Here is an 18,880-nt window from a genome sequence, read left to right as displayed (position 1 = left end):
ACGAACGCGACGCCGCCTCCCCGGTGCACCGCCGGGTGCGATGCGATGGAATGGGGAGCACCACCTCACCGACGCGACCGAACAGGCAGGCCGTGAGCACACGCAGCATCTACATCGCCTCGCCCGAGGGCGAGACCGGCAAGTCGACCGTGACCCTGGGGGTGCTCGACCTCCTGGTGCGACAGGTGCGGCGGGTCGGCGTGTTCCGCGCGGTGTCCCGGGTGCCCGACCCCCCGTCGTCGGACGCCGGCGTCGACGCCCCGCGCGACCACGTGCTGGAGATGCTGCTGGCGCACGACGGCGTCGACCTGGCGTACGAGGACGCGGTCGGCGTCACCTACGACGACGTGCACGCCGACCCGGAGTCGGCGCTGTCGCGGATCGTGGACCGGTACCACGCGGTCGCCGAGCGCTGCGACGCGGTCGTCGTGGTGGGCACCGACTACACCGACGTCACCGGGGCGACGGAGCTCGCGTTCAACGCGCGCGTGGCGGCGAACCTCGGCGCCCCCGTGCTCCTCGTGACGTCGGGCCGCGACCGCAGCCTCGACGAGGTCCGCGCCCTCAACCGCCTCGCCGTCGGCGAGCTGCGCGCCAACCACGCCCAGCCGGTCGGGGTGGTGGTGAACCGCAGCGGCCCGGGTGTGCTCGCCGGGGCGGCGCGGATGTCGGAGGACGGGCTGCCGGTCTGGACGATCCCGGAGGAGCCGTTCCTGCACGCACCCACGGTGGCCCGGCTCACCGAGGCCGTCGAGGGTTCCCTCATGCTGGGCGACCCCGACCTCATGGCTCGCGAGGTGCTGGACGTCATCGTGGGCGCGATGTCGTTCGAGCACGTGCTCGACCACCTGGCCGACGGCGCCGTCGTGATCACGCCCGGCGACCGCGCCGACGTCCTCCTCGGGCTGCTGTCCGCGCACGCGGCGGCGACGTTCCCGTCGCTGGCCGGCATCGTGCTGACCGGCGGGTACGTGCCGCGCGGCGTCATCGCGCAGCTCCTGTCGGCGCTCGGCCCGCGGGTGCCGGTGGTGGCCACACGTCTCGACACGTTCACCGCCGCGCGGCGCGCCGCCGAGACGCACGGCTACGTCACGGTGGGCGCGACCCGCAAGATCGACGTCGCCCGCGCCCTGTTCGAGCAGCACGTCGACGGCGAGGCGCTGCTCGCGCGCCTCGACGTTCCCCGCACGCCCGTGGTGACGCCGCTGATGTTCGAGTACGGGCTCATCGAGCGGGCCCGCGCCGACCGCAAGCGCGTGGTGCTGCCCGAGGGCGACGACGACCGGATCCTGCGGGCGGCGTCCACCGTCCTGGCCCGCGGCATCGCCGACCTGGTGATCCTCGGCGACGAGGCCACGATCCGCGCCCGGGCGGCCGAGCTCGGTCTCGACATCGACGCCGCGACCGTCCTGTCTCCCACCGACCCGGAGCACGTCGAGAACTTCGCCGCCGAGTACGCCCGGCTGCGGGCGCACAAGGGGATGACGCTCGAGCGGGCGCGGGAGATCGTCACGGACGTGTCGTACTTCGGCACGATGATGGTGCACCTGGGCCTGGCGGACGGCATGGTCTCCGGCGCCGCGCACACCACGGCGCACACCATCCGGCCGTCGTTCGAGATCGTCCGGACGGCACCCGGCGTCTCCGTCGTGTCGTCGGTGTTCCTCATGTGCCTGCCCGACCGGGTGCTGGTGTACGGCGACTGCGCCGTCGTCCCGGACCCGACGGCGGAGCAGCTCGCCGACATCGCGATCTCGTCGGCGGCCACCGCCGCGCAGTTCGGGGTGGACCCGCGGGTGGCGATGCTGTCGTACTCCACGGGCGCGTCCGGCTCCGGCGCGGACGTCGACAAGGTGCGCACCGCCACCGAGCTGGTGCGCGAGCGCCGCGCCGACCTGTCCGTCGAGGGCCCGATCCAGTACGACGCCGCCGTCGACGCGTCCGTCGCGGCGTCCAAGCTGCCCGAGTCGTCCGTCGCGGGCCGGGCCACCGTGTTCATCTTCCCCGACCTCAACACCGGCAACAACACCTACAAGGCGGTGCAGAGGTCGGCCGGGGCCGTCGCGATCGGGCCGGTGCTGCAGGGGCTGAACAAGCCGGTGAACGACCTGTCCCGCGGCGCGCTCGTCGCCGACATCGTCAGCACCGTCACCATCACCGCCATCCAGGCCCAGGCGCCGAGCCCCGGCGCGGCACAGGAGGAGACCGCATGAGCATCGTCCCCGAGTCCGAGCGCCCGAACCCGTACAGCGCGTACGGGGCGCACGGGTCGGTGCTGGTGCTGAACTCGGGGTCGTCGTCGTTGAAGTACCAGCTGGTCAACCCGGTGGGCGGCGAGGCGATCGCGGCCGGCACCATCGAGCGCATCGGCGAGGCCGGCGACGCGAAGGGCATCGTCACGCACACCTACGGCGGCAACCGGACCCGCCGCGAGGCCGACGTGCCCGACCACGGCGAGGCGCTGCGGATCGCACTCGGCCTGTTCGACGAGATCGGCCCGCGGCTCTCAGACGCCGGCATCTACGCCGTCGGCCACCGCGTCGTGCACGGCGGCGCCGAGTTCTCCGGGCCCGTGGTGGTGGACGACGACGTCGTCGACCGCATCGAGTCCCTCGTGCCGCTCGCCCCGCTGCACAACCCCGCCAACGTGCAGGGCATCCGGGTGGCGCGCGAGCTCCTGGGCGACGTCCCGCACGTCGCCGTCTTCGACACCGCGTTCTTCCAGGCGCTGCCCGCCGAGGCCTACACCTACGCCATCGACCGCGAGGTCGCCGCCGCCCACGACGTGCGGCGGTACGGGTTCCACGGCACCAGCCACCAGTACGTCGCGGGGAAGGTGGCCCGCGTGCTGGGCCGGCGCGTGCAGGACCTCCACACGATCGTGCTGCACCTGGGCAACGGCGCGTCCGCGTCCGCCGTCAAGGGCGGCGTCCCGATCGACACCTCGATGGGCCTCACCCCGCTCGAGGGGCTCGTCATGGGCACCCGGTCCGGGGACGTCGACCCGGCCGTCGTCTTCCACCTCGCCCGCAACGCCGGCATGGACATCGACGAGCTCGACACGCTGCTCAACAAGCGGTCCGGCGTGCTCGGGCTCTCCGGCGTCAACGACTTCCGCGAGCTGCGTCGGCTCATCGACGACGGCGACGAGGACGCCGCGCTCGCGTTCGACGTCTACGTGCACCGGCTCAAGAAGTACGTCGGCGCGTACGCGGCCCTGCTCGGCCGGGTCGACGTCGTCGCGTTCACCGCGGGCGTCGGCGAGAACGACGCCGCCGTGCGGGCCGCCGTCTGCGAGGGCCTCGAGGGCCTGGGCATCGCCGTCGACCCCGAGCGCAACGCCGCCCGGGGCGGCGAGCGGATCGTCTCCCCCGACTGGACGTCGACGCTCGTCATGGTCGTCCCGACGATGGAGGAGCTCGCCATCGCCCGCCAGTGCGTCGAGGCCGTCGAGCACCTGAGCCCCGCCTCGGCGGTCACGTCCGGCTGAACGCACCACCCCTGGGGTGTTGTGGGTACGCAGTTGGCGTGGTTCCGGGTCCGGAACCACGCCAACTGCGTACCCACAACACCCGGGACGGGCTCAGGTCATCAGGCGATGGCGAACACGGCACCCGCGATCGCGAAGCCCATCACGCCGATGAGGGTCTCCATGACGGTCCAGGTGCGCAGCGTCGTCTTGACGTCCATGTCGAAGAACCGGCCGACCAGCCAGAAGCCGGAGTCGTTGACGTGGCTGAGCACCACGGAGCCGGCGGCGACGGCGACGACCACGGACGCCGTCTCGACGCCGTTGAACCCACCCGCGGCCACGGCGGGGGCGATGAGCCCGGCCGCGGTCGTCAGCGCGACCGTCGCGGAGCCCTGCGCCACGCGCAGCACGGCGGCGATGACGAACCCGGCCACGACGACCGGCAGCCCCAGGTCGCCGAGGACGTCGGCCAGCGCGTCGCCGATGCCGGACGCCCGCAGCACGCCGCCGAACATGCCGCCGGCACCGGTGATGAGGATGACCGAGGCGACAGGCCCGAGCGCGGAGTCGAGCATCTTCTCCAGCGCGGTGCCCTCGACGCCGCGGCGGCGGCCGAGCACCCACGCGGCGACGAGCACGGTGATCAGCAGGGCGACCGGCGTCGAGCCGACCATCCCGGCCCACGAGACCAGCGCGCTGTCGGCGTCGACCCAGCCGGCCGACGCGGCCGTCTGCAGCCCGGTGTTGGCGAAGATGAGGACGAGCGGGAGCAGCAGGACGCCCACGACCGTGCCGAACCGCGGCGGGTTCGCGGTCTGCGCGGCATCGGCGTGGCCCAGGATCTCCGGCACGGGAAGCACGAACCGGCGGCCCGCGAGCCGGCCGAACAGGTAGGCGGTCACGTACCAGGTGGGGATCGCCGCGACGAGCCCGATCAGCAGCACGGTGCCGACGTCCGCCCCGAGGAACTCCGACGCGGCGACGGGGCCGGGGTGCGGCGGCACGTAGATGTGCATCACGGAGAACGCTCCGGCCACCGGGAGCCCGTAGAGCAGCAGGGAGCCACCGAGGCGCCGCGCGACGGCGAACACGATCGGCAGCATCACCACGAGGCCCGCGTCGAAGAAGATCGGGAAGCCGAACAGCAGCGACGCGACGCCGAGCGCGAGCGGCGCGCGCCGCTCGCCGAACCGCGCGATCAGGACGTCCGTGAGGACCTGGGCGCCGCCGCTCGTCTCGACGAGGCGCCCCAGCATCACGCCGATGCCGACGAGCAGCGCCACGGAGGCGAGCGTGGAGCCGAAGCCGTCCAGGAGAACGTCGACGATGCCGCCGCTCGGCAGGCCGGTGGCGACCGCGGTCAGCAGGCTGACCAGGATCAGGGACAGGAACGCGTGCAGGCGGACCTTGATGATGAGGAAGAGCAGGAGGGCGACCGCGGCGGCGGCGATCGCCAGCAGCGGGCCCGCGGTCAGGGTCTGGGTCCAGTCCTCGGGGGGCATAGGGGTGTCCTCGTCGACGGTGGTACGGGTGGGTGGGGTCGGTGCGGCGTCAGGAGGCCGAGGGGGCGTGGAGCCAGGCGGCGACGGCGGCGACGACGTCGCGCACCGGCGTCGTCACGTCGACGACGAGGCCGTCCTCGTCCGCCTCGAGCGGTTCGAGGGTCGCGAGCTGGGAGTCGAGCAGCGACAGCGGCATGAAGTGCCCGCTGCGGCCGGCCATGCGCTCGGCGAGCAGGTCGCGGCTACCGGCCAGGTGCACGAACCGCACCCGCCCGCGCGCCCGGCGCAGCTCGTCGCGGTAGGAGCGCTTGAGCGCCGAGCAGGTCACGACCGCGGAGCGGCCCGCGTCGGACTCGCTCTCCAGCCACTCACGGATCGCGCGCAGCCACGGCCAGCGGTCCTCGTCGGTGAGCGGGGTCCCGGCGCTCATCTTCTCGATGTTGGCCCGCGGGTGGAACTCGTCCGCCTCCGCGACGTCGAGGCCCAGGCGCTCGGCGAGGAGCGCGGCGACGGTGGTCTTGCCCGAGCCGGCGACCCCCATCACGACGACGTGGTCGGTGACGGGCAGGCGCGACGTGGTCTCCCCTCGCACGTGGACGGGTGGTGCGTTGCTGACGACGGTGTCCATCTCGACTTCCTGTCTATCGAACTCCGGCGACTGCCGCGTCGCCGGTCGTCCGAGGATGCACCATTGATAGCACCATTGCAAGATGGGGTGTGACCATTACGGGTCGGCGGGCCGACCGTTAGGCTCGGCCCATGCCCGCGACCTCCCTGCACACCGCCGTGCTCGACGCGCTCGGGCGCGCCATCGCCGGCGGCGAGATCGAGCCGGGGACCCCGCTGACCCTGGAGGGCATCGGCGCGGACCACGGGGTCTCGCGCACCGTCGCGCGCGAGGTCATGCGCCTGCTCGAGGGCCTCGGCATGGTCCGCTCCCGGCGGCGGGTCGGCCTGGTCGTCCTGGGGATCGAGCACTGGAACGTGCTCGACCGGCGCGTCATCCGCTGGCGGCTGGCCGGACCGGGCCGCGACGCCCAGCTGCGCAGCCTCACCGAGCTACGGCATGCCGTCGAGCCGCTCGCGGCCGCCGGTGCCGCCCGCCACGCGAGCCCGCAGGTGTGCGGCGAGCTGCTGGACCTCGCGCGGCGCATGCGCACCACCGGAGAGGCCGGCGACCTCGAGACCTTCCTCGAGCTCGACGTCCGGATGCACGAGCTCCTCCTGCGGTCGAGCGGCAACGAGATGTTCGGCCCGCTCGCGGACGTCGTCGCCGAGGTGCTCACGGGCCGCACCCACCTGGGGCTCATGCCCGCCTCCCCGGTACCGGAGGCGCTCGACCAGCACGAGGCGGTGGCCCGCGCCGTCGCCGCGCACGACCCGGAGGCGGCGGAGGCGGCGATGGCGCAGATCGTCGGCGAGGTGCGCCGCACCATCGCGGGGCTCTCGTGACGATCCTCGTCGACCCGCCCCGGTGGCCCGCGCACGGCCGCCTGTGGTCGCACCTCGTCTCGGACACCTCGCTGCACGAGCTGCGCGTCTTCGCCCGGGCCCACGACATCCGCGACCGGGCCTTCGACCACGACCACTACGACGTCCCCGACGCCCGGTACGACGACCTCGTCGCAGCAGGTGCCGTCCCCGTGGACGGCGGCGAGCTGGCACGGCGCCTCGGCGGGAGCGTGCTGCGAGTCCCGGGGTGGGAGCGCCGCCGCGCGTCGCAGGCTGCGCTGCACCAGCGCTGGGCGTCGCTCTGGCGCCCCGCCACCGCCACGCGGGGCGCGCTCGACGCCGCCGGGCAGGACCTCGTCGACCGGTGGCGCGAACCGCACCGGACGTACCACTCGCGGCTGCACCTGGCCCACGCCCTCGATGCGCTCGACGACCTCACCGGCAGCGGCGCGCCCGGGTCCCCGTGGCACGCCGCCGTCGCCCTGTGGTTCCACGACGCGGTGCACGACGGCGAGGCCGGCCGCGACGAGGAGCGTTCCGCCGCCCTCGTGGACGACCTGCTCGGACCGCTCGCCGGCCGCGCGCGCACGGCCGGCGGTGGGCCGCTCGCGGACGGTGACGTCGCCGAGGTCGCGCGGCTCGTGCGGCTCACCGCCGGGCACGACCCCGCCCCCCACGACGCCACCGGGGCGCTGGTCAGCGACGCCGACCTGGCCGTCCTGGGCGCCGGCCCGCGCACCTACGCCCGGTACGTCGCCCAGGTCCGCGCCGAGTACGGCCACGTGCCGGACCCGGACTTCCGCGCCGGGCGCGCCGCCGTCCTCACCGGTCTGCTGGACGCGCCCGCGCTCTTCCGCACCGCGCCCGGTCGCGACCGCTGGGCGGACGCGGCCGCGCACAACCTGCGGGCCGAGCTGGCGGGCCTGGCGGCCACCGACTGAACGCCCCGCGCGGCTCGCCCTCTACCCGCCCGCGACCGGCGGCCGGTCGAGGAAGAAGAGCGCCCAGAGCCCGAACACCACGACGGCGCCCATGAGCAGGACCACGCCCCGCCGGCGACGCCCGAGGATCGCCACCACCACGGCGATCGTGATCGCCACGGCCGGGAACGGGATCACGGCGAGGACCGCGAACACCGCCAGGACGACCTTCGGGAGGCTCCACCGACCTGCCGGCCCGCCGGGCCTCCCCTCAGGCATGGCGTCTCCCTCGCGTCGTCGGGCTCACGTCGTCGGGCTCACGGCAGGCGGAGGCGGCGCATGACCTGCAGCGCGGCGGTGAGCACCCGGCTCGGGGTGTCCCCGCCGAGGGCGTAGAGGGAGTCGAGCGAGGCGCCGAAGCGGGCGGCGCGCTGCACGGCGACCGTCTGCGCCTCGGTCATCGCCTCGACCGACTCGCGGCCGTGCCGACGCCCCAGCCCGGAGGCCTTGAAGCCGCCCATGGGTGCGCCGGGCGAGCCCCAGGCGGAGGTGTAGCCGTCGTTGACGTTGACGGTCCCCGCCTCGATCCGCGCGGCGAGGCGCCGGGCGTGCGCGACGTCCGCGGACCACACGCTCGCGTTCAGGCCGAGGTCGGAGGCGTTCATGACGCGCACCGCCTCGTCGTCGGAGGCGACCCGTGTCACCGACACGACCGGGCCGAACGTCTCCTCGGTGGCGCAGCGCGCGTCGTCCGGCACGCCGTCGAGCACCGTCGGCGCGTAGAAGTACGGCCCGACGTCGGAGCGGTGGACGCCGCCGACCAGGGCGCGGGCGCCCTTCGCGAGGGCGTCGTCGACGTGCTCGGAGACCCGTTCCAGCTGGGCCGCGGAGACCAGCGAGCCGACGTCCGCGGTGTAGTCCAGGCCCGTGCCGAGACGCAGGTCACGGACCGCCTCGACGAACCGCGCGAGGAACTCGTCGGCGACGTCCTCGTGCACCACCAGGCGCTCGATCGACATGCACAGCTGCCCGGAGTTGGCGAAGCACGCGCGCACGGCCCCCGGCACCGCCGAGGCGAGGTCCGCGTCGGCCGCGACGTACAGGGGGTTCTTGCCGCCGAGCTCCAGCGTGGCCCCGACGAGCCGCTCGCCCGCCCGGGCCGCGACCTTGCGCCCGACCTCCGTCGACCCGGTGAACGCCACGTGGTCCACGTGGTCGACCAGCGCGGCGCCGACGTCGGCACCGCCCGTGACCACGGTGAACAGGTCGGCGGGCAGGCCGGCCTCCTCGACCGCCTCCGCGACCCACAGCGCCGACAGGGTGGTCTGCGGGTCGGGCTTCACGACGACGGCGTTGCCGGCGAGCAGGGCGGGCACGGCCTCCGAGAGCACCAGCGTCAGCGGGTAGTTCCACGGCACGATCACGCCGACGACGCCGACGGGGCGGCGGTGCACCCGCACGCCGGTGAGCACCGGCAGCAGGCCCGGCTCGCGCCGGTCGGCCAGGTAGTCGGGGCCGCGCACCGCGAAGTGCCGGCACACCTGCGCGACGTCGGCGACCTCCTCGAACGCGCTGCGCCGGGCCTTGCCCGACTCCAGCTGGACCATGTCGAGGATCTCCGACTGGCGCCGCAGGACGATCTCCCCGAGCCGGTCGAGCACGTCGGTGCGCTCGCGCAGCGGTCGGTCGGCCCAGGCTGGCTGGGCGGACCGCGCCCGCTCGGTCGCGGCCCGGACGTCGTCGGCGGACGACAGGGGGAACGACGCGAGCGGGGCCCCGGTGAACGGGAGCGTGGACCGGTGCGTGCCCGCGGACTGCGAGGTGGCGATCCGCTCGACCAACGGGGCGACGACGCCGGGCTCCAGGACGTAGGTGGCGGACGGCAGCTCGGGGTCGATCAGATCACCCAGAGCTCCGTCGCTCTCGTGCGCGGTGGACATGGCCGCCACCCTACGCGCCCCCACGGACGCGTCCGGACGGTCACCTGCGGGTTCGCTCTCAGCGCGACCCGTCGACCCAGCGGCTCAGCACGGCGACGTCCTCCACGGCGTACCCCAGGCGCCCGTAGAAGGCCGTGACCTGCTCGTTCGTCGAGCGCACCATGAGCATGACCTTGGCGGCGCCGGCCTCGCGCAGCCACTCCTCCGCCGCCGTCACCAGCGCCCTGCCCAGGCCGGTGCCCTGCCGCGACGGGTCCACGGCCACGTAGTACAGCCACCCCCGGTGACCCTCGTACCCGGCCAGCACGGAGCCGACGACGTCATCCCCGTCGTGCGCGACCAGCACGGTCGACACCGGGGTCGCCCGCGCGGCGGCGATGTCGGCGTGCGGGTCGTTCCACGGCCGGGTCAGCCCGCACGCGTGCCACAGCGCGACGACCCGCTCGACGTCGTCGTCCGCGATCTCCCGGACCCGGGCGGCGGCCTCGACCGACGGCCCGCCGGTCATCGCGGCTGGTAGGGAGAGACGACGACCTCCACCCGCTGGAACTCCTTGAGGTCGGAGTAGCCGGTGGTCGCCATCGCCCGGCGCAGCGCGCCGACCAGGTTGAGCGTGCCGTCCGCGACGTCGCTGGGCCCGAAGAGGATCCGCTCCAGCGGGCCGGCGCTGCCGACCGCCATCCGCTCGCCGCGCGGGAGCTCGGCGTGGTGGGCCTCGGCCCCCCAGTGCCATCCCCGCCCGGGCGCCTCGGACGCGCGGGCCAGGGCGGCCCCGAGCATCACGGCGTCGGCGCCGCAGGCCACGGCCTTGACGATGTCGCCCGAGTGGCCGACGCCGCCGTCGGCGATGACGTGCACGTACCGGCCGCCGGACTCGTCGAGGTAGTCGCGCCGCGCGGCGGCGACGTCCGAGACCGCCGTCGCCATCGGCGCGTGGATGCCGAGCCCGACCCGGGTGGTGTGCGCGGCACCGCCGCCGAAGCCCACCAGCACGCCGGCCGCGCCCGTGCGCATGAGGTGCAGCGCGGCCGTGTAGGTGGCCGCCCCGCCGACGACGACCGGGACGTCGAGCTCGTAGATGAACCGCTTGAGGTTGAGCGGCTCGGCGTTGCCGGAGACGTGCTCCGCGGAGACCGTGGTGCCGCGGATGACGAAGAGGTCCACCCCGGCGTCCACGACGGTCTGGTAGTGCTCCTGCGTGCGCTGCGGCGAGAGGGCCCCGGCGACGGTGACCCCGGCGGCGCGGACCTCCTTGAGCCGCTGGGTGATGAGCTCGGGCTTGATCGGCTCGGCGTAGATCTCCTGCATGCGGGCGGTGGCCTGCTCGGCGGGCAGCTCGCGGATCTCGGCGAGCAGCGCCTCGGGCGACTCGTAGCGCGTCCACAGCCCCTCGAGGTCGAGCACGCCGAGACCGCCCAGGCGGCCCAGCGCGACCGCGACGTCGGGGCTCATCACCGAGTCCATCGGCGCCGCCATGATCGGCAGGTCGAAGTGGTAGGCGTCGATCTGCCACTCGGTCGAGACGTCCTTCGGGTCGCGGGTGCGTCGCGAGGGCACCACCGCGATGTCGTCGAAGGAGTACGCGCGACGTCCGCGCTTGCCACGGCCGATCTCGATCTCGTTGCTCACGCCGACCAGCGTACCGGCGTGCGCCCGAGGGGCGCGCACCCGTGTCGGTGGCGGGTGGCACAGTCCCTGCCAGCGACGACACGGCACGAGCGAGGACGGCGAGGGGAGGCCGGCGATGGGCGGCGAGCGCACCGACGGCGCCGGCTGGGCCCACGGCCCGCTCGTGGGCCTCGACACCGAGACGACGGGCCTGGACGTGGCTCACGACCGCATCGTCACGGCGGCCGTGGTGCTGCGGGCGCCGGGCCGGGCCGCCGAGGTCCGGACGTGGCTGATCGACCCCGGCGTCGAGATCCCCGCGGAGGCCACGGCGATCCACGGCGTGTCGACGGCGCGGGCCCGCTCGGGCGGCTGCGCGCCGGCCACGGCGCTGGACGAGATCGCCGGGCTGCTCGCCGCGCACCAGCGCGCGGGCGTCCCCCTGGTGGCCTACAACGCGACGTTCGACCTGTCCCTGCTGGACGCGGAGCTCGCCCGCCACGGGCTGCCCACCCTGCCCGAACGGCTGGGGCGCCCGGTCTTCCCCGTGCTCGACCCGCTCGTCCTGGACCGCTGGCTCGACGGCGACCGCGAGGGCAAGCGTCGCCTCTGCGACCTCTGCGCGCTGTACGGCGTCGCGGGCACGGGGCCGCTGCACACCGCCGACGTCGACGTGCTGGCCACCCTGGACGTGCTCGACGCCCAGCTCGTGCGCCACCCCCGCCTGCGCGGCGCCGCGCTCGACGCGCTGCACGCCGCGCAGGCGGGGGCGCACCGCGCCTGGGCGGAGCGCGTCAACGCGGAGCGGGCCGCGGACCCCGACGGGCCGGGACCGGCGGGCACCGCGTGGCCCGCCGAGCCGCCGGCGGCCGCCCGGGCCCGGACGGCGTAGGGACGCGGCCCGCGCGCCCGCCCGTCAGAACCCGGAGTAGTTCGGGGCCTCGGCGGTGACCTGCACGTCGTGCGGGTGCGACTCCTTGAGGGAGGCCGAGGTGATGCGGACGAACCGGCCCTTGGACTGCAGCTCGGGGATGGTCGCCGCCCCGACGTAGAACATCGTCTGGTGCAGGCCACCGACGAGCTGGTGGGCCACGGCGCTCAGGGTGCCCTTGTACGCGACCTGGCCCTCGACGCCCTCGGGGACGATCTTGTCGTCGCTGGTGACCTCGGCCTGGAAGTACCGGTCCTTGGAGAAGGACTTCTTGCCGCGCGAGGACATGGCGCCCATCGAGCCCATCCCCCGGTACGCCTTGTACTGCTTGCCGCCCACGAGGATCGTCTCGCCGGGGGCCTCCTCGGTGCCCGCGAGCATCGAGCCCAGCATGACCGTCTCGGCCCCGGCGACGATCGCCTTGCCGATCTCCCCGGAGTGCCGCATCCCCCCGTCGGCGATGACCGGGACGCCCGCGGCGCGTGCCGCGAGCGAGGCCTCGTAGACGGCGGTGATCTGCGGGACGCCCACGCCCGTGACGATGCGCGTCGTGCAGATCGAGCCCGGCCCGACGCCGACCTTGATGCCGTCGGCACCCGCCTCGACGAACGTCTGGGCGCCCTCCCGCGTGGCGACGTTGCCCCCGATCACCTGCACGTGGCGGGTGGCCGGGTCGGTCTTGAGGCGCTTGACCATCTCGACGAGCATGCGCACGTTGCCGTGCGCGGTGTCGGCCACCAGCACGTCGACGCCGGCGTCCACGAGCGTCGTCGCGCGCTCCCACGCGTCGCCGAAGTAGCCGATCGCGGCGCCGACCAGCAGGCGGCCCTGGTCGTCCTTGGACGCGTTCGGGAACTGCTCCGACTTGACGAAGTCCTTGACGGTGATGAGCCCGGACAGGCGCCCGTCGCCGTCGACGAGCGGCAGCCGCTCGAGCTTGTGCTTGCGCAGCAGCAGCGTGGCGTCCTCGCGCGAGATGCCCGCCGGCCCGGTGATGAGGGGGGCGGGGGTCATGACCTCGGAGACCTTGGTCGTCGCCCACTCGGCCACGGGCGTGAAGCGCAGGTCGCGGTTCGTCACGATCCCGACGAGCCGGCCGCCCGGGTCCACGACCGGGAAGCCGGAGATGCGGTACTCCCCCGCGCGCTGGTCGAGCTCCTCGAGCGTCGCGTCCGGCCCGATGGTGACGGGGTTGGAGATGATGCCCGTCTGGGTGCGCTTGACGAGGTCGACCTGGTACGCCTGGTCGGTGATCGACAGGTTGCGGTGCAGCACGCCGATGCCGCCCTGGCGCGCCATGGCGATCGCCATCCGCGACTCGGTGACGGTGTCCATCGCCGCGGACACCAGCGGGGTGCGCAGCGAGATCTCGCGGGTCAGTCGCGACGTGGTGTCGATGTCCGACGGCGCCAGGTCCGAGTACCCCGGCAGCAGCAGGACGTCGTCGTAGGTGAGGCCGAGGAATCCGAACGGGTCGTGCGCGGGCGAGGTCGAGTCCGTCATGACTGGATTCTACGTTCCCGGCGGCGCGGGTATTCCCGCGTCCGGGCCCCGGACCGGGGCCGGGTGGCGGACCTCACGGGGTCGCGGCCGGCTCGTCCGGCATGCCTACCCGACGACGGCGAGCACCTCGTGCAGCATCGCGGTGAACGAGCGCACCCGCTGCACCGTGGCGGACAGCGGCAGCTCCCCCGCCGCCTCGTCCCGGCGCAGGCCGACGATGATCGGCAGCTCGGGGAACCCCTCGTGCACGGCGTGCACGACGTCGAGGTCCGGGCGGCGCTGCGTCGTCGCGAGGACCAGGGCCGACGGCCGGACCATCGTCACCAGCTCGATCGACCGGTGCGCGCTCGCCGGGCCCGTCACGATGCGCACGGTCGCGCCCTTGGCGGTCAGCGCGGCCGCGAGCGCGTGCGCCGACAGCGGCACGACCTCGTCGGGCGCCGCGAAGATCAGCACGATGTTGCGCATCCGGCTCGGGTGGTTCGCGGGGGGCGCGCCCGCGGCGACCCGCGCCTGCTCGAAGGACCCGGTGAAGTCGCGCAGCGCGTGCAGGACCGCCGTCGCGAGGACGACCTCGGGCACGGCGCCCGGCCCCGCCAGGACGGTGCGCTGGGCGACGCGCTCCCACGCCGGCTCCACGACCTGGGTCCACCAGGCGGCCGGGTCGCCGTGCGCCGGGATGCGCAGCAGCTCGTCGCAGCGCGCCTGGTCGTAGGCGAGGGTCGCGTCGACGACGGAGGAGACCCGTGCGGAAGCGTTTCCGCCCCCGGCCGGGACGCCGGGCGCGGCCCCTGGCGCCCCGGACGGCGCACGGACGGCGTTGGAGCCGCCGCCGGGCAGCGCCCGCAGGTGGGCACGTGCGGGCCGGTCGTCGGGGTCGCCCTGCCCTTCCGCGGGCGCGGCACCGGGCTCGGCGCGACTCTCCGGGTCGGTGTCGTCGGCGGACCGGTCGCCCCCCTCACCGGGGGCCGCGTCCCGCTCGGCCGCCTCCAGCTCGTCGACCCCGGCCTTGAGCGCCGCCTGCGCCGCGTCGACGGGCGCGACGCCCTCGAGGGTGAGCCGGCGCATGACGAGCAGGCGCGCCACGTCCTCGGGTGTGTAGCGACGATGGGATCCCGCGGTCCGAGCCGACGGCGCCAGGCCGTAGCGACGGTCCCAGGTGCGCAGCGTCGCCGGTGCGACACCCAGGCGTCGGGCGACGGCGGCGACGGCGAGGCCCGGGCTCGACGTGCGAGACCCGTCCCCGTGGGGGACGGGTCGGGATGAGGTCATGCGCTCGATTGTGCCGAGAGGTCACCCGGGTCGCCACTGCGCCACGGCGCGTGCCGCGATCCGGGGCCGAATGCCGGCCAGAAGTGGTTCACATCGTGGCCGAAGTGGTTCGTTCGATCCGAAAAAGTTGAACAACGAACAAGTCGTTTCCCCTGGCCAGGGGGGTTGAACAACTTCTGCACAACTTGTAGGTTGTTCGCCATGACGGAGATCTCGAGGTTGCCCGGGCCGGTGATGGAGCTGTGGGAGTGGCAGTACCAGGGGTCCTGCCGCGACGCCGACGACACGTTGTTCTTCCACCCCGAGGGTGAGCGGGGCTCCACCCGCCGACGACGGGCGGAGGCCGCCAAGGCCATCTGCCGCAGCTGCCCGGTCATGATGCAGTGCCGGGAGCAGTCCCTCCGGGTGCGCGAGCCCTACGGAGTGTGGGGCGGCCTGAGCGAGGACGAGCGGTCCGCCATCCTCGCGGGCTCCGCCCGCAAGACCGGCTGAGACCCAGCCGACGCACGACCGGCACACCCCCAGGCACAGTCCGGTCGCACGCACGAGGGCCCCGCACCGAGACCGGTGCGGGGCCCTCGTGCGGGGTCGGTCGGGCTCAGCCGACGACCACCGCGAGGATGTCGCGCGCGGAGAGCACCAGGTACTCCTCGCCCGCGTACTTGACCTCGGTGCCGCCGTACTTGCTGTAGATGACCTTGTCACCGACCTTGACGTCGACGGGGACACGGTTGCCCTTGTCGTCGAAACGCCCGTCGCCCACGGCCAGGACCTCGCCCTCCTGGGGCTTCTCCTTGGCGGTGTCCGGGATGACCAGGCCGGAAGCGGTCGTGGTCTCGGCCTCGATGGCCTTGACGACGATCCGGTCCTCGAGCGGCTTGATGGGGACCGACACGTCGGACCTCCTTGATTCGCTGTGCATGGATGGACTGCGGTCGCGCCCGGCGGCTGGCCGTCGTCGCGGGTGCCGGAACAGCCTGCGGTCGCTGACCACAAATCTAGGCAGGCGTTAGCACTCTGACAAGTCGAGTGCCAAAGGTTCGCCGAGGGCGTCACCCGGACGTCGCCCCGCGGGCCACCGCCCGGGAGCTCCGGGAGGCCGTCCCGCGGACGTCGGGACCCACCGTCGTCTGGGACCATGAGGCCATGGACGCCCCCGCCCTGACCAAGCTGCTCAGCCCCGAGGGGTGGGCCCTGCTCAACTCCCTGCCGCCGTACGACGAGAAGCAGGCGATGGCGCTGGCGACACGGCTGCGCGCCGACGGCGTCGACCCGGAGCTCGCGGCGGCGGCGCTCACGCAGTCGCGGCTGCGGGCGAAGGCCCGCGCCAAGCTCGGCGACTTCGCGGACGGGATGCTGTTCACCCCCGCGGGTCTGGAGCAGGCCACGCGGCTCACCGTCGCCGCGCTGCACGCCCGCCGCTACCTCGCCGCCGGCGCCACGAAGGTCGCGGACCTCACCTGCGGGGTCGGGGCGGACTCCCTGGCGTTCGCGGGCGTCGGGCTGCACGTGCTCGCCACGGACGTCGACGAGGCGACCGCCGCGATCGCCACGGTGAACCTGCGGCACTTCCCCGAGGCGGAGGTGCGGCACGCCGACGGGCTCGGGCTCGACCTCGCGGCCGAGGGCGTCGACGGCGTCTACGCCGACCCGGCCCGGCGCACCCGCGGCGGCAAGCGGATCTTCGACCCCGCCGCGTACGCTCCCCCGCTCGACGCCGTGTGGGCGCTGCGCGAGCAGGTGCCGGCGCTCGGCATCAAGATCGGCCCCGGCGTCCCGCACCACGGGCTGCCGCGCGACGCCGAGACGCAGTGGGTCTCCGTGGACGGCGACGTCGTCGAGGCCGGGCTCTGGTTCGGGCCGCTCGCCCCCGACGGCCCGGGCCGGTCCGCCCTCGTCCTGGCGACCGGGCGGGGCGACGACGGGAGCGGGACCCTGTCGCGGACCCTGCGCACCGCCGAGGGCGACGAGCCCGTGCCCGACGTCGGCGCCGTCGGCGGCTACCTGTACGAGCCGGACGGCGCGGTCGTCCGCGCGGGCCTCGTCGCCCACGCCGCGCAGGAGCTCGGCGGGCGCCTCGTGGACCGGACGATCGCGTACGTCACCACGGACCGCCCGGCGGAACCGCCCGCACCGGGCACGGCGCCCCTCGCCACGGGGTACCGCGTGCTCGACGTCATGGGCTTCAACCTCAAGCGTCTCAAGGCCTACCTGCGCGAGCGGGGCGTCGGGCGCCTCACCGTCAAGAAGCGCGGCACGGCCGTCACGCCCGAGCAGCTGCGCGCCCAGCTGTCGCTCAAGGGCGACGCCGAGGCCACCCTGGTCCTCACGCGCGTGGCGGGCGCGCAGCACGTCCTCGTGGTCGAGCCGCTGTCCGGCTGAGGCACCGCCGCCGTGGCCATCCGTCTCGCTCGTCGAGACCGGTGGTCGGGCGCGTGGAACGATGGTCCGCATGGCGCTGGAGTTCGCCCCCTCGGCCCGGTCGAGCGTGGGGCTGGAGTGGGAGCTCGCGCTCGTCGACGCCGACTCCGGCACGCTGCGCCAGGTCGCCCCCGCCGTCATCGAGCGGCTCTCGGACGACGTCCGCCACCGGTACGTGAAGCCGGAGTTCCTGCGCAACACCATCGAGGTGATCAGCGACGTGCGGCGGACCGTCCCGGAGGCGGTCGGCGACCTGCAGCGCGGCATCGCCGCCATCCGCGAGGTCACCGACCCCATGCGGGTGGAGCTCATGGGGGCGGGCACGCACCCGTTCGGCCACTGGTCGCGCCAGAAGGTGACCGACAAGGAGCGCTACACGACCGTCGTCGACCGCACCCAGCTCTGGGGCCGGCAGATGATCATCTACGGGATCCACATGCACGTCGGGGTCGAGGACCGCGACAAGGTCCTCCCGATCGTCAACGCGCTGCTCGTGTACGTGCCGTACCTGCAGGCCCTGTCGGCGTCCTCGCCGTTCTTCGGCTCGGACGACACCGGGTACGCCTCGATGCGCGCGCTGCTGTTCCAGCAGCTGCCCACCGCGGGGCTGCCGTACCAGTTCCGGGCCTGGTCCGAGCTGGAGCGCTACGTCGACGACATGCTGCGCACCGGCGTCATCGACGACTTCACCGAGGTGCGCTGGGACGTGCGCCCGGCACCCCACTTCGGCACGGTGGAGGTGCGCATCTGCGACGGCGCCTCCAACGTCACCGAGCTCGCGGCGCTGTCCGCGCTCGTGCACTGCCTGGTCGAGCACCTGTCCACGATGCTCGACGACGGCCGCCCGCTGCCGACGATGCCGCCCTGGTACGTGCAGGAGAACAAGTGGCGGGCCGCCCGCTACGGCCTGGACGCGATCATCATCCTCGACGCGGACGGCAACGAGGAGCTGGTCACCGACGCGCTCCCCCGGCTGCTGCGCGAGCTCGCCCCCGTGGCCGAGCGCCTCGGGTGCGCCGCCGAGCTGGGGGACGTGGCGGACATCGTGGCCACCGGCGCCTCCTACCAGCGCCAGCGCGCCGTGGCCGCCGCGCACGGCAGCGGCCCGGACGGGCTCGAGGCCGTCGTCTCCTCCCTGGTCGCCGAGCTGCGGGCAGGCCACCCGCTGCCCCCGACCTAGCTACTCGCGCTCGAAGTCCCACACGATGAGGACGGGCGCGCCGGCGTACGCCGCACGGCCCGCGTCCTCGACCCAGGGCATCATCTCCCAGATGTTCGGCGGCATCGACGGGTCCTGGAACTCCGTCGGTGCGGTGGGGTCGAACCCGCCGGCACCGGAGGACGCGGCCGCGGCGAACTCGCGGCCGCCGTCGACGTCGTCGGCGCCGCCCCCGGCGTACTCGCGGCAGAACCGCGGAGCCAGGCCCACGGGCAGCGCCGCCCGCAGGTACTCGCTCGTCGCGTGCCTCCAGTTGGGGATGTACCCGAACTCGCCGTCGGCCCCCTCCACGAGCGGGTACAGCGGTGAACCGACGTAGTAGCCGCGCGTGTCCGAGACGACGAGCCTGCCCCCCGGCCTGAGCACCCGCGCGAGCTCGGCGAACACCGGCCCGAGGTCCCGCACGTGGCACAGGGCGAGGGTGACGAGCACCAGGTCGGCAGAGGCGTCGGGGACCGGCAGGTCGTGCAGGTCCGCCGTCGCGAACCGGGCACCCGGGACCTTGGCGCGCGCGATGTCGAGCATGTCGGGCGAGGCGTCGAACGCGCGCATCAGGGCCACGCCCTCGAGCCCGACGAGGTAGGCGAGCGGGTGCTGGTAGATGGCGGGGCGGTCGGGGTCCACGCACGGGACGCTACCG

General features: G+C 74.3%; 18 protein-coding genes. 8 read left to right on the top strand and 10 right to left on the bottom strand.

The window, feature by feature from the left end; genetic code table 11:
• Nucleotides 1-92 precede the first annotated feature (92 nt).
• Together pta and EYB28_RS06335 are read left to right on the top strand one after the other, a co-directional pair.
• Nucleotides 93-2,213 (top strand): phosphate acetyltransferase, encoded by a 2,121-nt coding sequence (pta, locus tag EYB28_RS06340; protein ID WP_370459442.1) that lies wholly within the window; start codon nt 93-95, stop codon nt 2,211-2,213.
• Nucleotides 2,210-3,490 carry an acetate/propionate family kinase gene (locus EYB28_RS06335; protein WP_166845791.1) on the top strand — a complete coding sequence of 427 codons (1,281 nt, stop codon included), beginning with the start codon at nt 2,210-2,212 and terminating at the stop codon, nt 3,488-3,490. Before pta ends, EYB28_RS06335 begins: the two co-directional genes overlap by 4 nt.
• Before the next feature lie 101 nt (nt 3,491-3,591).
• Here EYB28_RS06335 and EYB28_RS06330 read toward each other — a convergent pair whose 3' ends face one another.
• Together EYB28_RS06330 and EYB28_RS06325 are read right to left on the bottom strand one after the other, a co-directional pair.
• Nucleotides 3,592-4,974 (bottom strand): GntP family permease, encoded by a 1,383-nt coding sequence (locus EYB28_RS06330; protein WP_166845789.1) that lies wholly within the window; start codon nt 4,972-4,974, stop codon nt 3,592-3,594.
• A gap of 49 nt (nt 4,975-5,023) precedes the next feature.
• Nucleotides 5,024-5,602 carry a gluconokinase gene (locus EYB28_RS06325; RefSeq protein WP_205710854.1) on the bottom strand — a complete coding sequence of 193 codons (579 nt, stop codon included), beginning with the start codon at nt 5,600-5,602 and terminating at the stop codon, nt 5,024-5,026.
• Between the two features lie 131 nt (nt 5,603-5,733).
• Here EYB28_RS06325 and EYB28_RS06320 point away from each other — a divergent pair, with 131 nt between their 5' ends.
• Nucleotides 5,734-6,426 carry a FadR/GntR family transcriptional regulator gene (locus tag EYB28_RS06320; protein WP_166845787.1) on the top strand — a complete coding sequence of 231 codons (693 nt, stop codon included), beginning with the start codon at nt 5,734-5,736 and terminating at the stop codon, nt 6,424-6,426.
• Entirely contained in the window at nt 6,423-7,367 is a 945-nt protein-coding gene (locus tag EYB28_RS06315) for a DUF4031 domain-containing protein (RefSeq protein ID WP_166845785.1), read from the top strand. Before EYB28_RS06320 ends, EYB28_RS06315 begins: the two co-directional genes overlap by 4 nt.
• A 21-nt stretch (nt 7,368-7,388) precedes the next feature.
• On the opposite strand, the gene EYB28_RS06310 is transcribed toward EYB28_RS06315, so the two are convergent.
• Genes EYB28_RS06310 through EYB28_RS06295 form a run of 4 tightly spaced genes read right to left on the bottom strand, consistent with a single transcriptional unit; the run spans nt 7,389 to nt 10,915 of the window.
• Nucleotides 7,389-7,625 carry a hypothetical protein gene (locus EYB28_RS06310; protein ID WP_166845783.1) on the bottom strand — a complete coding sequence of 79 codons (237 nt, stop codon included), beginning with the start codon at nt 7,623-7,625 and terminating at the stop codon, nt 7,389-7,391.
• A 38-nt stretch (nt 7,626-7,663) separates the two neighbouring features.
• Entirely contained in the window at nt 7,664-9,286 is a 1,623-nt protein-coding gene (locus tag EYB28_RS06305; protein WP_166845781.1) for a succinic semialdehyde dehydrogenase, read from the bottom strand.
• Nucleotides 9,287-9,344: 58 nt separating this feature from the next.
• Nucleotides 9,345-9,794 (bottom strand): GNAT family acetyltransferase, encoded by a 450-nt coding sequence (locus EYB28_RS06300; protein ID WP_166845779.1) that lies wholly within the window; start codon nt 9,792-9,794, stop codon nt 9,345-9,347.
• Nucleotides 9,791-10,915 carry a GuaB3 family IMP dehydrogenase-related protein gene (locus EYB28_RS06295; protein WP_166845777.1) on the bottom strand — a complete coding sequence of 375 codons (1,125 nt, stop codon included), beginning with the start codon at nt 10,913-10,915 and terminating at the stop codon, nt 9,791-9,793. The genes EYB28_RS06300 and EYB28_RS06295 overlap by 4 nt, the downstream gene beginning before the upstream one ends.
• Before the next feature lie 115 nt (nt 10,916-11,030).
• Here EYB28_RS06295 and EYB28_RS06290 point away from each other — a divergent pair, with 115 nt between their 5' ends.
• Nucleotides 11,031-11,786, top strand: coding sequence for an exonuclease domain-containing protein (locus tag EYB28_RS06290; protein ID WP_166845775.1), 756 nt, complete (start codon nt 11,031-11,033; stop codon nt 11,784-11,786).
• A gap of 24 nt (nt 11,787-11,810) precedes the next feature.
• On the opposite strand, the gene guaB is transcribed toward EYB28_RS06290, so the two are convergent.
• Nucleotides 11,811-13,328, bottom strand: coding sequence for an IMP dehydrogenase (gene guaB, locus EYB28_RS06285; protein WP_166845774.1), 1,518 nt, complete (start codon nt 13,326-13,328; stop codon nt 11,811-11,813).
• 105 nt (nt 13,329-13,433) lie between these two features.
• Nucleotides 13,434-14,600, bottom strand: a complete 1,167-nt coding sequence (locus EYB28_RS06280; RefSeq protein WP_166845772.1) for a MerR family transcriptional regulator — start codon at nt 14,598-14,600, stop codon at nt 13,434-13,436.
• Nucleotides 14,601-14,801: 201 nt separating this feature from the next.
• On the opposite strand from EYB28_RS06280, the gene EYB28_RS06275 reads away from it, so the two are divergent.
• Complete coding sequence (locus EYB28_RS06275) at nt 14,802-15,092, top strand: WhiB family transcriptional regulator (protein WP_166845770.1); 291 nt, start codon at nt 14,802-14,804, stop codon at nt 15,090-15,092.
• Nucleotides 15,093-15,198: 106 nt separating this feature from the next.
• Here EYB28_RS06275 and groES read toward each other — a convergent pair whose 3' ends face one another.
• Nucleotides 15,199-15,495: a co-chaperone GroES gene (gene groES, locus EYB28_RS06270; protein WP_166845768.1), complete on the bottom strand. Its 297-nt coding sequence runs from the start codon at nt 15,493-15,495 to the stop codon at nt 15,199-15,201.
• A 251-nt stretch (nt 15,496-15,746) separates the two neighbouring features.
• Between groES and EYB28_RS06265 the strand changes: the two genes are divergently transcribed.
• A complete protein-coding gene (locus EYB28_RS06265) occupies nt 15,747-16,982 on the top strand; it encodes a class I SAM-dependent methyltransferase (protein ID WP_166845766.1) in 1,236 nt (411 codons plus the stop codon).
• Between the two features lie 70 nt (nt 16,983-17,052).
• On the top strand, nt 17,053-18,201 hold the full coding sequence (locus EYB28_RS06260; protein ID WP_166845764.1) for a glutamate--cysteine ligase: 1,149 nt from the start codon (nt 17,053-17,055) through the stop codon (nt 18,199-18,201).
• Here the strand turns inward: EYB28_RS06260 and EYB28_RS06255 are convergent, their stop codons facing one another.
• Nucleotides 18,202-18,864 carry a class I SAM-dependent methyltransferase gene (locus EYB28_RS06255; protein ID WP_205710853.1) on the bottom strand — a complete coding sequence of 221 codons (663 nt, stop codon included), beginning with the start codon at nt 18,862-18,864 and terminating at the stop codon, nt 18,202-18,204.
• Between the last annotated feature and the right edge of the window lie 16 nt (nt 18,865-18,880).

This window comes from Isoptericola sp. BMS4 (assembly GCF_011634835.1).
GTDB lineage: Bacteria > Actinomycetota > Actinomycetes > Actinomycetales > Cellulomonadaceae > Isoptericola.
Note: the sequence above shows the minus strand (reverse complement) of the source record. Positions and strands in the feature narration are given on the sequence as shown.